Here is a 14,352-nt window from a genome sequence, read left to right on the forward strand (position 1 = left end):
CCACCGGCAAACGGTCGTGCCCGCACTGTGTCAGAGCAGTCCGCGACGCCTCGCCACCGCGGCCGCCTCGGTGCGCGAGGCGGCGTCGAGCTTGGCGAGGATGTTGGAGACGTGCACCGAGACGGTCTTGGTGCTGATGAAGAGCTGCTTGCCGATCTCGCCGTTGCTCCGGCCCTCCGCGACGAGCGCGAGGATCTCGCGCTCACGCGGGGTGAGCACCGTGTCGTCGCCGGCACCCGTGGCCGGCGCGGGCGCGGACCCCAGCGCGGTGAGCTCGGCGAGCAGCGCGGTGGCGCGCATGGCGTGGGCGGACGCGCGGGCGAGGTCGGCCACCTCCCGGGCACCCGGGGCGTCGCCCGCCGCGCGGAGCACGCCAGCGAGGCGGACGCGGGCCTGCGCGACCTCGGGCACGCTGCCGTAGGCGACCGCCGTCTCCTCGGCCGAGCGCCACGCGGCGACCAGCTCGTCGCTGCTGGGCGGGTCGACCTGCGCGAGCCAGCGCCAGCGGAGGTGCTCGGCGCTGCGGCGGGCCACCCACATCCGGTATTCGGGGCCGTGGCTGCCGTCGTAGGGGGCGTAGAAGTCGATGACCCGCCCGCCGTCGGACATCATCCGCTCGACGTCGGCGCGGGCCGCGTCGCGCTCGTCGGCGGACTGGTGCGGCGCCGCGTTGGCGAGGGCGCCGACCACGAGGGTGGCGAGGCGCAGCCGGGCCTGGAACCAGTCGTGCCACAGGGGCACGACGGTGGCGACCACCTCGTCGTAGACCGCGACCGCGCCCGCCGCGTCGCCGCGCGCGGCCGCCCGCATCAGCTCGGCGCTGCCGGCCGAGATCGCGGTCAGGCCGTCGGTGCCCCAGTAGTCGCGGAGCCGGTCGAGGGCCTTGCCGTGGTCGTCGCCGCGGATGCCGATGCAGATGAGCATCTGGTGGGCGAAGTAGAGCCACTCGAAGACCATCGGCGGGTTCTGCCCGCTCACGTCGAGCAGGTCCCACGCCTCGTCGAGCCGGCCCTGGTGGGTGAGCGCGACGGCGAGGAGGAGCCGCGACTCGGCGGGGTAGGGGGACCACGTCAGGCCGCCGACCTCGCTGCGCTCGATCACCTCGCGGTAGACCTCGACCGCCCGGTCGAGGTCGCCCTCGTCCTGGTGCAGGCGGCCGAGCAGGTAGAGCGCGCGGAGCTCGGGCTCGATGAGGCCGGCCCGGCGGGCCCGCTCGGCCGCCGCCCGCCAGCCGGCGCTGGGGCTGGCGCTGCCGTCGGGGTCGAGGCCCGCGACGGTGGTGTGCAGCTCGACGGCCAGGCTGGTGAGGTCGTTGCGCTCGGCGATCTCGAGCGCCTGCACGGCGATGGCCCGCGCCTCGTCGGCGTGCCAGCCGCCGAGGCTCTGGGCGTGCACGAGCAGCGCGCGGGCCAGGAGCTTGGGCGGCGCGCCGCGCAGCAGCTCGACCGCCTCGGCCGCAGTCTCGTGCGGTGAGTCGGTGGTGTCGGTGAGCAGCAGCGCCGAGGCGAGCGCCGTGAGCAGCTGCCCACGCTGGATCTCGGCGCCCTCGGTGGGCAGCGTCGCCAGGCGGGCCCGCAGCACCTTGACCGCCTTGGGCACCCGGCCGGAGGCGACGAGCGCCTCCGCGCAGCGCCGGGCCAGGGCCAGGACGTCCACGTCGGTCACCGGCACGCGGGCGGTGTCGACGAGCTCGAGCGCGTCGAGGAAGTGGGTGGCGGCCTCGGAGGGGCCACCCACGGCCAGCGCCTCCTCGCCCGCCTCGATCGAGGCGCGGATGGCGACGGGACGGTCGTCGGCGCGACGCGCGTGCTGCGCGAGCTCGGCGGCGGTGCCGACGGCGCGGCCCTCCCCCAGCGCGGCGACGAAGTCGGCGTGGAGCCGCATCCGCTCGCCGGGCAGCAGGTCGTCGTAGACCGCCTCGCCGAGCAGCGCGTGGCGGAAGGCGTAGGTGCCGCCGCGGGAGGCGACCAGGACGTGCGACTCGACGGCGTTGCGGAGGGCGGTCTCGAGCTCGGCGGCGCCGAGGTCGGAGACCGCGGCGAGGAGGCCGTGGCTGACCTGCCGGCCCGCCACGGAGACGATGCGGACGACCTTGCGCGTCGTCTCGTCGAGCCGGTCGAGGTGGACGAGCAGGACGTCGGCGAGCTCGCCGGGCACCTGGCCTGACCACGACGCGCCGACGAGCTCCTCGATGAAGAACGGGTTGCCCTCGGCGCGGTCGACGATGGAGGCGTACTCCGCCTCGGACATCGTCGAGGGGTGCAGCGCCTTCACGAGGATGCGTACGTCGTCGTCGGCGAGCGGCTCGACCTGGAGCCGGTCGATGCCACGCATCCGCATCCACTCCGCGACCTGGCGGCGGAGCGGGTGGCGGCGGTGCAGGTCGTCGGCGCGGTAGGAGACGACCAGCGAGACGCCCGGGACCGGGCGGGAGAACAGGAAGCTGAGCATGTCGCGCGTGGACTCGTCGGCCCAGTGGGCGTCCTCGACGATCACGAGGAGCGGCGCCTGCGCGGCGACGGCGGAGAGGAGGTCGCCGAACGCGTCGTAGACGTTGCCGCGGTCGAGGGCCTGGTCGCCCGACGCGGTCTCGCTGCTGCGGATGCGCCGGCCCGGCTGGAGGCGGGCGAGCGTGGGGTGCTGCTCGAGGACGCGAGCGGCGACGTCGGGCTCGTCGGCCATCATCCGGCCGAGCACCTCGGAGAAGGGGAGGTAGGGCAGGGAGCTGTCGGCGAGGTCGAGGCAGTGGCCGGCGACGACCTGCCAGCCGGCCTCGAGGGCGACGTCGCGCAGCGCCATCAGCACCCGGGTCTTGCCGACACCGGCGTCGCCGGCGACCAGCATCGCGCGCACCGTCCGGTCGGCTCCGGACGTGCGAATGCCGAGCTGGGCGGTGAGTTGCTCCAGCTCGGCATCGCGTCCGATGAGATCGGTGGTCCGCAGGGCCGGCACGGACGACATTGTGTCGTGCCGCTCCGACATCGGCGGGTCGATCGCGGTGCGGGTCACTTCTGGGTGTCGTCGGTGCGGACCCGGGTCCAGCGACGGTGCCCGTAGTCCTTCCTGATCCGGTCCTGCCGGTAGGTGATCTCGGCGCCCAGGAAGCTGTCGGTGCTGAACATGTGCTTCTCCTCTTCTCGTCCGGCCCGTTGTGGGCCGTGAGGAGAGATTCCGTCCGTGAGGTAGGCGCGGACATCGGGCGCGTGCCCTATTCGCGGTGGTCCGGCTACCTCAGATGCGGCGCGCGGTGGCGTACGGGGGTCCCTGAGGTAGCCCACCGGCCGGTAGTCCCCATCGATCGGGTCGTGCGCGAGGTCTCCGCGCAGCCCGTTCGATGGGGACTATCCGGGGGTGGGGGCGGCGACGACCGGGCGGCCGGCCTGCCACACCCCGGCCACGAGCGGGACGCCGGGGCGGTAGGCGAGGTGGACGTACGACGGCGCGTCGAGGAGGACGAGGTCGGCCGCCTTCCCGGGCACGAGCACCCCGACGTCGTCGCGGTCGAGCGCGGCGGCGCCCGTCGCGGTGGCGGCGTGCAGCGCCTCGGCCGGGCTCATCCGCATCTCGCGGACCGCGAGGGCGATGCAGAGGGCCATCGAGGAGGTGAAGGACGAGCCGGGGTTGCAGTCGCTGGCGAGCGCGACGCGTACGCCGGCGTCGATCAGCCCGCGGGCGTCGGGGTAGGGCTGCCGGGTGGAGAACTCCACGCCCGGCAGCAGGGTCGCGATGGTGCCGGAATCGCTCAGCGCCGCGACGTCGTCGTCGGAGACGAAGGTGCAGTGGTCGACCGCGACGAGGCCGAGCTCGCAGGCCAGCCGCACGCCGGCGCCGTACGTCAGCTGGTTGGCGTGGAGCCGTCCGCGCAGGCCGCTGTCGGACCCCGCCGCCAGGATGGTGCGCGCCTGGTCGACGTCGAAGGCGCCGTCCTCGCAGAACACGTCGATCCACCGGGCGTGCGGCGCCGCCGCCGCGAGCATGGGGCCGGTGACCAGGTCGACGTAGTCCGCGGGAGTGGTGCCGGCCGGCACGACGTGGGCACCGAGGAAGGTGGTCTCGTCGGTGAACTGGCGGGCCACCGCGAGACTGCGTGCCTCGTCGTGGACCGACAACCCGTAGCCGCTCTTGATCTCCAGCGAGGTGGTGCCCTGGGCCCGCATCTCGGCGACGAGCCGGGCGACGTGAGAGGTGAGCTGCTCGTCGGTGGCGGCACGGGTCCGCTCGACCGTGGTGCGGATGCCGCCTGCGGTGTAGGGCTGCCCGGTCATCCGCGCCTCGAACTCCGCCGACCGGTCCCCCGCGAAGACGAGGTGGCTGTGGGAGTCCACGAAGCCGGGGATGACGGCGCGACCGCCGGCGTCGACCTGCACGTCGGCCGCGGGGGCGTCGGCGGCCGGGCCGACCCAGGCGACCCGGCTGCCCTCGAGCACGACGGCCGCGTCCCGCACGAGGCCCAGCAGTCCGCCCTGCTCGGCGCGGGCCGGGTCGTTGGTGACCAGCTCGCCGATCCCGGTGATCACGGTGGTCATGGAGGCGGTGGTCGGGGTGGTCATCGGAGGTCCTCCCAGATGCGGCTGACGACGTCGTCGAGCTCCCGGCCGATGGCGGCACGGTCGCCGTCCTCGACGACCCACCTACCGTCGGCCATGACCCGCCGCACGTCCTCGGCGGTCGCCGCGAACACGACGGTGTTCTCGTCGCGGCCGGTGCCGGCGGTGCGCGGCGAGGTCGGGTCGAGCACCACGAGGTCGGCGCGCCGGCCGACCGCGATGGCGCCCGCGTCGTCCCAGCCGAGCGACGCGTGCCCGGTGGTGGTCACGGCCGTCAGCAGCTCCGCCGCGGACCAGTGCCCGCGCTGCTGCGTGGCCAGCCGCTCGTCGAGCTCGACGGCGCGCATCTCCTCGAACAGGTCGATGACCGCGTGGCTGTCGGACCCCAGGGTCAGCCGGGCACCGGCGTCGTGGAGGCGCCGGCTCGGGCCGGTGCCGTCCCCGAGGTCGCGCTCGGTCGTGGGGCAGAAGGAGACGTGGGCACCGGCGTCGCCGACGAGCGCGACGTCGGCGTCGGTCAGGTGGGTGGCGTGCACCAGCGTCGTACGCCCGTCGAGGAGGCCGCGGTCGGCCAGGAGGCGCGCGGGCGTGACGCCGTACGCCTCGAGGCAGGCCTCGTTCTCGGCGACCTGCTCGGAGAGGTGGACGTGGAACGGTCGGTCACCGAGACGGCCGGCCACGGCGCCGAGGTCGTCGGCGGGCACGGCCCTGACGGAGTGGGCCGCCGCCCCGACCACGGCATGCGGGCCGACGGCCAGGGCGTCGACGCGGTCGGCCCAGGCGTCCACCGAGCCGTCGCTGTAGCGCACCTGCGCTCCCTCGGGCGGAGCACCGAACCCCGAAGACAGATAGAGCGTGTCAAGCAGCGTGACCCGGATCCCGGCCTGCCGCGCGGCCTCGACGAGGGCCAGGCCCATCTCGTCGGGGTGGTCGTAGCGCCGCCCGTCGGGCTGGTGGTGGAGGTAGTGGAACTCGCCGACGCAGGTGATCCCGGCGGCCGCCATCTCGCGGTACGTCGCCCGCGCGAGGGCGAGGTGGGTGTCGGGGTCGAGCCGCGCGGCGACGTCGTACATCCGCTCGCGCCAGGTCCAGAACGTGCCGCGCCCGCGCTGGGTGCGGCCGCGCAGCGCCCGGTGGAAGGCGTGGCTGTGGGTGTTCGCCAGCCCGGGGACCACCAGGCCGCGCACCGGGACCGCGCGGGGCGGGTCCGAGTCGGGCGTCACCGACGTGAACCGGCCGTCCTCGACCTCGACCAGCACGTCGTCGTGGAAGCGGTCGCCGAGCCAGGCGTGCTCGAGGAGGTACGCCGTCACGCGGGCGCACCCGCCAGCTCGGCGAGCACGTCGGCCAGCGCGTCGACGCCGGCCAGGCAGTCAGCCGTCTCGGCGTGCTCGTCGGGCGAGTGCGAGACGCCGGTGGGGTTGCGCACGAAGAGCATCGCGGTGGGGATGCCGGCGTCCGACAGGATCCCGGCGTCGTGCCCCGCCTGGGTGGGGACGACCGGCCAGTCGCCGAGGCGGGCGAGCCGGGCGGCGAGGTCAGGGTCGAAGCCGACGGAGCCGGACACCGACTCGGGCGTCACGACCAGCGAGGTGCCGTCGCGGCCCGCGCGGTCGTCGGCCTGCCGGCTGATCTCGGCGACCATGGTCGCCAGGCCGTCGTCGGAGGAGGCGCGGGCGTCGAGCCACGCGGTGACCCGCGACGGCACGGCGTTGGTGCCGTTGGGCTCGACGGCGAGGCGTCCGAAGGTGGCGCGCTGACCGGCCAGCCGGGCCTGCTTGTTGGCGGCCAGCACCGTCATCGCACAGGTCAGCATCGGGTCGCGCCGGTCCTCCATGCGCGTCGTGCCGGCGTGGTTGGCCTGGCCGGCGAAGTCGAAGCGCCAGCGGCCGTGCGGCCAGATCTCGCTGGCCAGCCCGACGGCGACCTCGCGGTCGACGAGGTCGCGGCCCTGCTCGACGTGCAGCTCGACGAATGTCCCGACCCGGTCAACGGAGAGCAGACCGGCGGACGGGTCCAGCCCGGCGTCGGCGACGGCGTCGGCGAGGAACACCCCGTCGCGGTCCCGCAGCTCGCGCGCCTCGTCCCACGTCGTCGCGCCGGTGACCAGCCGGGATCCCAGGCAGGCGCGTCCGAAGCGGGAGCCCTCCTCCTCGACGAAGACGCCCAGCCCGAGGGGCCGCGACGGCTCGAAGCCGCGATCGCGCAGGACGTCGACCGCAGCCAGCGCCGAGACCACCCCGAGCGGGCCGTCGTACGCCCCGCCGTCGAGCACCGAGTCGAGGTGCGACCCGGTGAGCACGCCCGGCGCGCCGCTCGGGGTGCTCGGCTCCCACCACGCCACCTGATTGCCGATGCCGTCGGTCCCGACCGTGAGGCCACGCGACGCGCACGACTCGGCGAACCACGCGCGCAGCTCGGTCTCGGCCGAGGCCCACGGCTGCCGGAAGTAGCCTCCCGACGAGGCCGACCGCCCCACCGGCGCCAGGTCGCGCCACATGTCCTCGAACGCTCGGCTGCTGGGCATGGCGCCAGTCCACCGGGATCGCCGATCCCGGTCAACGCAGGACGTCGGCATGTAGTCTCGGATGCCAGACAGGGTGTGCCCTCAGGCTCGCTGACACACAGCGGACACGTGTCCGAGAAGCTGCCCTCGGCGGTCCGGTGGCGGGGCGGCATCTAGGAACGTGTACGTACGACGCCTCGGGCACGCGCCGAGGGCGAAGCGGAGGCGCAGGACAGTATGGCCTCCATGGAGTTCCGCGAGGTCGTACGCCGCCGCCGGATGGTCCGCCGCTACGCACCCGACCCGGTGGACCCGGCGGTCGTCGACCGGATGGTGGCCCACGCGCAGCGCGCGCCCAATGCCGGCTTCACGCAGGGCTGGGCGTTCCTCGTCCTCGACACGCCCGCGGACGTCGCGCTGTTCTGGGAGTCGACCGGCGCCGACCCCGACACCCACAACGCGTGGCTCGACGGGATGCGCACCGCGCCGGTGGTGATCGTGCCGCTGGCCAGCAGGCGGGCCTACCTCGAGCGCTACGCCGAGGACGACAAGGGCTGGACCGACCGGAGCGAGGACCGGTGGCCGGTGCCGTACTGGTGGGTCGACACCGGGATGGCGTCGCTGCTGATCCTCCAGACGGCCGTCGACGAGGGCCTCGGAGCGTGCTTCTTCGGCATCCCCGGCGAGCACGTCGCGACGTTCCGGGCGGCGTTCGGGGTCCCGGACGACCACGCGCCCGTCGGGGCGATCACGGTCGGGCACCGGCTGACGGACACCGGCTCGTCGGGCTCACCCGCGCGTCGGGAGCGGCGCGACGACGTCGTCCACCGCGGCCGCTGGTGAGCGCAGCGGGTCGAGCGCCTCGCGCACCTGGGCCAGCAGCGGTCGCGCCGCCGGGTCGAGGTCGACGCAGGCGCGCAGGAGGTCGCGCACCGGCGCCGGCACCTCGTCGAGACCGCTCGGCGTGACCGGCATCCGCCGGTGCACCAGCGGCCAGCGGCGCCGGCTGTCCCACGTCGCCTCGTCGCCGTACGGCGCGGTGCGGGCGAGCGCGTCGATGAGCGTCATGCCGAGGCCCCAGACGTCGGTGGCGGCCGACAGCCCGCGACCGGTGGCCTGCTCCGGCGCCAGCCAGCCGCGCGTCCCCGCACCGGGCCGACCGGTCCCGGGACGACCGGCGAGGCTGAGGTCGATGAGGACCGCCTTGCCGTGGTCGACCACGACGTTGTCGGGCTTGAGGTCGAGGTGCAGCCAGCCGTGGCGGTGGAGGTAGCCGAGGACCGAGGCGAGCTGGCAGCCGAGCTCGGCGGCATCGGCAAGGCCGAGCGGCTCCTCCTCGACGAGCGCCGAGAGGGTCGCCCCGCGCAGCGTCTCCAGCACGACCGTGGGCGGGTCGTCCAGCACGTCGTAGCCCCGTACGAGGTGGGGGTGGGCGAGCGTCGTGGCGAGGTGCCCCTCGAGCAGCACCGCCTGGCGCACGCGCGGGTCGTCACGCCGGTCCGCGCGCAGGAGCTTGACCACGCAGCGGGTGCCGCGGTCCTCGTCCCAGGCGTCCCAGGTCTCCAGCCGCCGACCGTCCGCCAGCAGGGCGATCGGTCGGTAGCCGGCGGGCAGGTCTCCGGTGGGCGAGTGCCGGCGCGTCACCGCGCAGCCTCCGACAGCACCCGGTCCACCGCGTCGAGCGACACCACACGGTCGACGTGCTCGAGCACGACGGGGTCGTGGGTCAGCACGATCACCGTGCGATCGCGTGGACCCTCGGTCAGCGCAGCCATCAGCCGGTGGGCGGCGTCCGCGTCGAGGCCGGTCGTCGGCTCGTCCAGCACCAGCACGCGGCTCGGACGCAGAAGGGCTCGCGCCACCGACAGCCGCTGACGCTGCCCGCCGGAGAGCGTACGGCCGCGCTGGCCGATGCGGGTCTGGTAGCCGTGGGGCAGACGTTCGACGAACTCGTGCGCACCGGCGGTCCGGGCAGCGTCGCGCACCTCCGCGCGGGTGGCGTCGGGCCGCCCGAGGACGAGGTTGTCGTGGACGGTCGCGTCGAGCATCAGCTGCTCCTGGTGGACCACGGTGACGGCGTCGCGCACCGACGCGGCGGTGTGCGCGGCCACGTCGTGCCCGTCGATCGTCACCCGACCCGCGTCCGCGACGAGCTGGCGCGCCACGAGCCGGCCGAGCGTCGACTTGCCCGACCCGCTCGGCCCGACCAGCGCGACGACCTCGCCGGCACCGACCTCGAGGGAGAAGTCGGAGAGCACCGGGCGCGGGGCGCCGGGGTAGGTGAACGACACCGCGTGCATCGCGAGGGCACCGCGACCGGGCGGCAGGGCGGTCGCGCTCGGACGGTCGCCGCCGGCGGGCTCGTCGAGCAGCTCGACCACCCGCTCGACGCCGGCACTGGCGGAGTAGAGGGCGGGGACCAGGTCGGCCAGCGTGCGCACCGGGCCGAAGCACTGCATGAGCAGCGTGAGGAAGGCCAGCAGCCCGCCGAGGGTGAGCCGGTCAGTGGCGAGCGCCCAGACGCCCAGCCCGACGACCAGCAGCACCCCGACGAGCTCGGCGAGGTCGACGAGCGGGAGGAACAGCGCGCGGATCCGGCTCGCGGCGAGCTCGGCGCCGGCGATGGCGCGGTTGTGGCCGTCGTACGACGCGACCGCGCGGTCCTCGCGACCGTAGGACTGCACGAGCGCGGCGTTGCCCAGGGCCTCCTCGGTCACGCTGCCCAGCGACCCGCCGCGGCGGCGGCGCTCGCGCGAGACGTCGCGGGTGAGGCGGGCGAAGCGGGTGGAGACCCACCAGAAGAGGGGCGCGACGACGAGCGAGGCCAGCGCGAGCTGCCACTGCATCCAGACCAGGGCGCCGACCAGGACGAGCAGCCGCACCAGCGCGCCGACGCCCTCGCTCACCTGGGTCACCATGAACCGCTCGACGGCGGCGACGTCGGAGGTCAGGCGGGTGAGGGTGTCGCCGAGGCGGCGGCGGTCGTGCGTGGCGGCCGGGAGCGACAGCACGTGCGAGAACACGTCGCGGCGCAGGTCGACGAGGAACCGCTGGGAGACGTACGTCGACAGGTAGTCGTCGGCCCCCGAGACGACCCCGCTGGTCAGGTTGAGCGCGACGTAGAGCAGCGCGAGCAGGAGGAGCGGCTCCAACGCCGCAGGGACCAGAACGTCGTCGACGAGGCGCTGGTAGAGCAGCGCCTCCGCGACCGAGACCAGGGGCGCGGCGGTGAGCAGGACGAGCCCGAGGAGGAGCCACCAGCGCAGGGGCCGCAGCCGCGGCCAGAAGCGGCGGGCGATGTCGACGAGCCGCATCGAGGCGGCGACGTCGACGAGCGCCTCCTGCTCGGGGGCGGCTCGGAGGGCACCGCGCAGGCGGCTGCCGAGGCGACGGCGTACGGACATCGGGCGCTCCTGCTCGGTCGGGGGAAGGGGGGTGGGACGAGCACGACGGGTGGGCGGCCGGGAGCGGCCGCCCACCCGTCGCGGTGGGGCTCGGTTCAGCTCGAGCGCGAGCGCGACCGGCTGCGGTTGCGGCGACGCCGGCGGCGCCGGCGGCGGCGCCCGTCGTCGCTGGAGGAGTCGCCCCGACGGGCCTGGACGGCCGGCGCGAGGGCGGTGAGGATTCCGGAGCGGGCCATGGTGGCCTCCTTCGGTTTCGGTACCCGGGACTTCCCGGCTGACGAGGAAGACTCTGGAGCCGGTGCATGACGCGGTCATGAGGCGACGATGAGAGGGTCCTCATCACCGTCGTCCGGCAACCCGGACCGCCGGGGGCCGCCCGGCGCTACGGTCTGCGCATGACCGAACGCGTGGTGGGCGCCCTGCAGGCCCTCGTCCGCATCCCGACCGTCTCCGACCGCGACCCGTCGCGGGTTGACGCCGCGGCCTTCGACCGCCTCCTGGCCGAGCTGGCCACCTGGTTCCCGCTGCTCCACGAGCGGCTCGAGCTGACGCGGGTCGGCTCGCACGGCCTGCTGTTCCGGTGGGCCGGCGCCAGCGCCGAGCGGCCGGTGGTGCTGATGGCCCACCTCGACGTCGTACCGGTCGACGGCGAGGCACCCTGGCAGCACGACCCCTTCGGCGGCGAGGTCCACGACTCCGCGGTGGGTCCTGCGATCTGGGGGCGTGGCACGCTCGACGACAAGGGCTGCGTGGCCGGCATCTGCGAGGCCGTGGAGTCGCTGCTCGAGGCCGGGCACGTCCCGGCGCAGGACGTGTGGCTGTCCTTCGGCTGCGACGAGGAGGTGAGCGGCCCCTCGGCCGTCGACGCGGTCGAGGTGCTCCGCGAGCGGGGCGTGACCCCGTGGCTGGTGCTCGACGAGGGCGGGGCCATCGCGGGTGGCGCCTTCCCCGGCGTGCGGGCCCCTCTCGGCGTCATCGGGGTGACGGAGAAGGGCACGACGTCGCTCGAGCTGGTCGCCGAGGGACGCGGCGGGCACGCCTCGACCCCCGCCAGGAACGGCCCGACCGCCCGGATCGCCCGCGCGATCCTGCGGATCGAGAAGGCGCCGTTCCCCGCGTCCGCACCTCCACCGACGCTCGAGCTCATGCGCCGCCTGGCCCCGCACGTCCCGATGCCGCTGCGCCCGGTCCTCGCGCCGCTGCTGGGCCGCGCCGACCGGCTGGCACCGGTGGTCACCCGGGCGCTGCTCGCGGCGGGTCCGGAGGCCGCCGCCATGACGCGCACCACGGTCGCCACCACGACGCTGAGCGGCTCCCCCGCCCTCAACGTGATCGCCTCGACCGCCAGGGCCGGTCTCAACGTCCGCGTGATGGTCGGGGACACCGTGGAGGGAGTCGTCGAGCACGTGCGCAAGGCGGTGGCCGACGACTCCATCCGCATCGACGTGGTGGACGCCGGTGAACCGTCGCCGGTCTCTCCGATGGACGCGCCGTTCGAGCTCGTCGAGGAGTGCATCGCGGAGGTGTTCCCCGAGGCGGTGGCGACGCCCTACGTGATGATGGCGGCCACCGACTCGCGCCACTTCTGCGCGATCAGCGAGCACGTCTACCGCTTCGCCCCCTTCCGGATGACCAAGGCGCAGCGGCAGGCGATCCACTCCTACGACGAGCACATCGGCGTCGCCGACCTCGTCGACGGCGCCCGGTGGTACCAGCTGCTCATCGAGAGGCTTCCCGCATGACGGAGATCCCGCCGGCACCGATCCAGGTGCCACCGGCGCACACGGCCGTCAAGGGGCTGGCGGCGGTCGTCGGCTTCCTCGTGCTGGTCGAGGTCGCGAGCGGCATCCTGCAGGGCTACTACACGCCGATCTACCCGCAGATCGCCGAGCACCTCTCGATCAGCGAGGGCGACGTCAACTGGTTCGAGGCCGCGCAGCTGATCGTCAGCGCCCTCTGCATCCCGCTGCTCGCGCGGCTCGGCGACCTCGTCGGCCACAAGCGCGTCCTGCTGCTCTCGACCGCCGTCACCGCCCTGGGCTCGTGGTGGCTGGCGTTCGCGCCGGGCTTCACGACCTTCCTCATCGGCTGGGCGATCCAGGGCGCGTACGTCGTCTGGCTGCCGCTGGAGATCGCGATCGTCCACCGCCGCACGCGGGCGTCAGGGCGCCAGGAGCTGCTCACCCGGCGCGGTGCCGCGATCCTCGTGGGCTCGCTCGAGCTCGCGGTCATCATCGGCGCGGTCACCAGCGGGCTGCTCGTCGAGACCCTCGACATGAACCTCCTGCTCGCCCTGCCGGCCGTCGTCGTGACGGCGGTCTTCTTCGTCATCCTCGCCGGGGTGGAGCAGGCGCCCGGTGACGACGCCGGCGGCAGCATCGACTGGACCGGCCTCGGCCTGGTCACGGTCGCCCTCGGGGTGCTCATGGGCGGACTGGTGCTGCTGCGCCTCGACGGCCCCGGCTCGGCGCGCGGCTGGCTCACCATCGTGCTCGCCGTGGCCGCGTTCGTCGCCTTCTGGCGCTTCGAGCAGCGTCACGCCCAGCCGATCGTCGACGTGCGACTGCTCGCCAGCCCGGCGCAGTGGCCGATCCAGCTCACGGCGTTCCTCTTCGGCATCCCCGTGCTGGGCGGCCAGATCCCGCTGTCGACGTACGCCCAGGCGGACCCGGCCGAGCGCGGCTACGGGCTCGGCGCCGACCCGGCGTTCATCTCCACGCTGATCGGTCTCTACGTCGTGACGCTGGCGATCGGCGCCTTCACCCTGCCTCTCACCACGCGGCTGCTGGGCGGCGTACGCCGTGCGCTGGTGGTCGCGTGCTGCCTCGTCGGCGTCGGCTACCTGCTCTGGCTGCCGTTCCACGACGAGACCTGGCAGGCCCTCATCAACATGGGCGTCGCGGGCCTGGGCTCGGGGGCCCTGGTCGCCGCGCTGCCCGCCGCGGCCGCGGCCGCTGCCCCGCCGGAGCGCACGGGCATCGCCACCGGCATGACCAACGGCACCAAGACGGTCGGCGGCGCCATCGCCTCGGCGATCTTCGCGATCGCCCTCACCGCGACCGGCTCGCTCGACGCGGCGGCGGAGAAGGTCGCCCCGCTCAGCGGCTACCTCACGGTCTGGGCGGTCTGCGCCGGTGCGTCGTTCCTCGCCGCCCTCGCGCTGATGGCCGCGCCCAGGCACGCCTTCGGCGACCGGCCCGAGGTGACGGAGATCGTCTAGGTCCTGAGGCCCGAGCTCAGCCGACCGCGGCGGCGAGCTGCGCCACCCCCGGTCCATCAAGGTCGGTGAGCGCCTGCCCCCGCCCGGAGACCACCATCAGCAGGGACAGCGCAGGTCCTGCCACCTCGGGCCCGTCCCCGTGCACGAGGTCCCTGTCGGTGGCCCGCAGCCGCACCCCGGCCGCGCGCTGCCTGCCGCCGCCCAGACCGACGGACGTCCGCAGCTGGTGGGACAGCGCGCGCTCGACAGGCTCCGAGGGGTGGGCGCGGGCCAGGCCGAGCGGTCGCCGCGCGTCCTCCCCGTGGACGACCTCCTCGACCAGGCGGCTGTCGAGCGGCGCCGGCGGAGTGGTCCTGCGGTCCGCCACCACGCGCAGCCGGTCCAGGGTCTCCTGCGGCGTCGCGCCCTTCGCCCGGGCGACGCCGCGTGCGTTCTGCCTGTCGAAGTCGAAGCGCGCCCGCGCCATGTCGCGCACGATGCTGAGCCGGGTGGTGCGCGCGTTGTCGACCAGGTGCGCCGCGACGTCGTGCACCGTCCAGCCGGGGCACAGGCTCGGCGTCTCCCACTGGTCGTCGTCCAGCCCGGTCAGGTCGTCGATGAGCGCCCAGCGCTCCTGGGCCACCAGCTGCCACACGTCGGTCATGCGGATGACCCTGCCAGCCCGCCCTGACAACC

11 protein-coding genes are annotated in these 14,352 nt (G+C 74.6%); 3 read left to right on the forward strand and 8 right to left on the reverse strand.

The window, feature by feature from the left end; translation table 11 throughout:
- Nucleotides 1-30: 30 nt before the first annotated feature.
- The 4 genes from HN031_RS21890 to HN031_RS05535 all read right to left on the reverse strand — a co-directional run bounded on the left by HN031_RS21890 (nucleotide 31) and on the right by HN031_RS05535 (nucleotide 7,074).
- Nucleotides 31-2,952, reverse strand: a complete 2,922-nt coding sequence (locus tag HN031_RS21890; RefSeq protein WP_172267404.1) for an AAA family ATPase — start codon at nucleotides 2,950-2,952, stop codon at nucleotides 31-33.
- A 389-nt stretch (nucleotides 2,953-3,341) separates the two neighbouring features.
- Complete coding sequence (gene hutI, locus HN031_RS05525) at nucleotides 3,342-4,526, reverse strand: imidazolonepropionase (RefSeq protein ID WP_172271311.1); 1,185 nt, start codon at nucleotides 4,524-4,526, stop codon at nucleotides 3,342-3,344.
- Between the two features lie 20 nt (nucleotides 4,527-4,546).
- Nucleotides 4,547-5,860 (reverse strand): formimidoylglutamate deiminase, encoded by a 1,314-nt coding sequence (locus HN031_RS05530; protein WP_172267407.1) that lies wholly within the window; start codon nucleotides 5,858-5,860, stop codon nucleotides 4,547-4,549.
- Nucleotides 5,857-7,074 carry an allantoate amidohydrolase gene (locus HN031_RS05535; protein WP_253943023.1) on the reverse strand — a complete coding sequence of 406 codons (1,218 nt, stop codon included), beginning with the start codon at nucleotides 7,072-7,074 and terminating at the stop codon, nucleotides 5,857-5,859. The genes HN031_RS05530 and HN031_RS05535 overlap by 4 nt, the downstream gene beginning before the upstream one ends.
- A gap of 225 nt (nucleotides 7,075-7,299) precedes the next feature.
- Here HN031_RS05535 and HN031_RS05540 point away from each other — a divergent pair, with 225 nt between their 5' ends.
- The gene (locus HN031_RS05540) at nucleotides 7,300-7,896 is read left to right on the forward strand and encodes a nitroreductase family protein (protein WP_172267410.1); all 597 of its coding nucleotides are present in this window, start codon (nucleotides 7,300-7,302) and stop codon (nucleotides 7,894-7,896) included.
- Here the strand turns inward: HN031_RS05540 and HN031_RS05545 are convergent.
- From HN031_RS05545 to HN031_RS05555, 3 genes are all read right to left on the reverse strand, one after another.
- Nucleotides 7,843-8,697 (reverse strand): serine/threonine-protein kinase, encoded by an 855-nt coding sequence (locus HN031_RS05545; RefSeq protein ID WP_172267413.1) that lies wholly within the window; start codon nucleotides 8,695-8,697, stop codon nucleotides 7,843-7,845. The genes HN031_RS05540 and HN031_RS05545 overlap by 54 nt on opposite strands.
- On the reverse strand, nucleotides 8,694-10,457 hold the full coding sequence (locus tag HN031_RS05550) for an ABC transporter ATP-binding protein (RefSeq protein WP_172267416.1): 1,764 nt from the start codon (nucleotides 10,455-10,457) through the stop codon (nucleotides 8,694-8,696). Before HN031_RS05550 ends, HN031_RS05545 begins: the two co-directional genes overlap by 4 nt.
- 95 nt (nucleotides 10,458-10,552) lie before the next feature.
- A complete protein-coding gene (locus HN031_RS05555; protein ID WP_172267419.1) occupies nucleotides 10,553-10,693 on the reverse strand; it encodes a hypothetical protein in 141 nt (46 codons plus the stop codon).
- 159 nt (nucleotides 10,694-10,852) lie between these two features.
- Between HN031_RS05555 and HN031_RS05560 the strand changes: the two genes are divergently transcribed.
- On the forward strand, nucleotides 10,853-12,199 hold the full coding sequence (locus tag HN031_RS05560; RefSeq protein ID WP_172267422.1) for a M20/M25/M40 family metallo-hydrolase: 1,347 nt from the start codon (nucleotides 10,853-10,855) through the stop codon (nucleotides 12,197-12,199).
- Entirely contained in the window at nucleotides 12,196-13,677 is a 1,482-nt protein-coding gene (locus tag HN031_RS05565) for an MFS transporter (RefSeq protein ID WP_172267425.1), read from the forward strand. Before HN031_RS05560 ends, HN031_RS05565 begins: the two co-directional genes overlap by 4 nt.
- A gap of 16 nt (nucleotides 13,678-13,693) precedes the next feature.
- Here the strand turns inward: HN031_RS05565 and HN031_RS05570 are convergent, their stop codons facing one another.
- Nucleotides 13,694-14,320 (reverse strand): maleylpyruvate isomerase family mycothiol-dependent enzyme, encoded by a 627-nt coding sequence (locus HN031_RS05570; RefSeq protein WP_172267428.1) that lies wholly within the window; start codon nucleotides 14,318-14,320, stop codon nucleotides 13,694-13,696.
- Between the last annotated feature and the right edge of the window lie 32 nt (nucleotides 14,321-14,352).

It is taken from the genome of Nocardioides sp. zg-1308 (assembly GCF_013155375.1).
In the GTDB taxonomy this organism is placed as follows: Bacteria; Actinomycetota; Actinomycetes; order Propionibacteriales; family Nocardioidaceae; genus Nocardioides; species Nocardioides renjunii.

Bases quoted from the DNA above. Each gene is read 5' to 3' on its own strand.
- HN031_RS05555 (WP_172267419.1), bottom strand. From the start codon at position 10,693: ATGGCCCGCTCCGGAATCCTCACCGCCCTCGCGCCGGCCGTCCAGGCC.
- HN031_RS05535 (WP_253943023.1), bottom strand. From the start codon at position 7,074: ATGCCCAGCAGCCGAGCGTTCGAGGACATGTGGCGCGACCTGGCGCCG.
- hutI (WP_172271311.1), bottom strand. From the start codon at position 4,526: ATGACCACCGTGATCACCGGGATCGGCGAGCTGGTCACCAACGACCCG.
- HN031_RS05550 (WP_172267416.1), bottom strand. From the start codon at position 10,457: ATGTCCGTACGCCGTCGCCTCGGCAGCCGCCTGCGCGGTGCCCTCCGA.
- HN031_RS05560 (WP_172267422.1), top strand. From the start codon at position 10,853: ATGACCGAACGCGTGGTGGGCGCCCTGCAGGCCCTCGTCCGCATCCCG.
- HN031_RS05540 (WP_172267410.1), top strand. From the start codon at position 7,300: ATGGAGTTCCGCGAGGTCGTACGCCGCCGCCGGATGGTCCGCCGCTAC.
- HN031_RS05570 (WP_172267428.1), bottom strand. From the start codon at position 14,320: ATGACCGACGTGTGGCAGCTGGTGGCCCAGGAGCGCTGGGCGCTCATC.
- HN031_RS05565 (WP_172267425.1), top strand. From the start codon at position 12,196: ATGACGGAGATCCCGCCGGCACCGATCCAGGTGCCACCGGCGCACACG.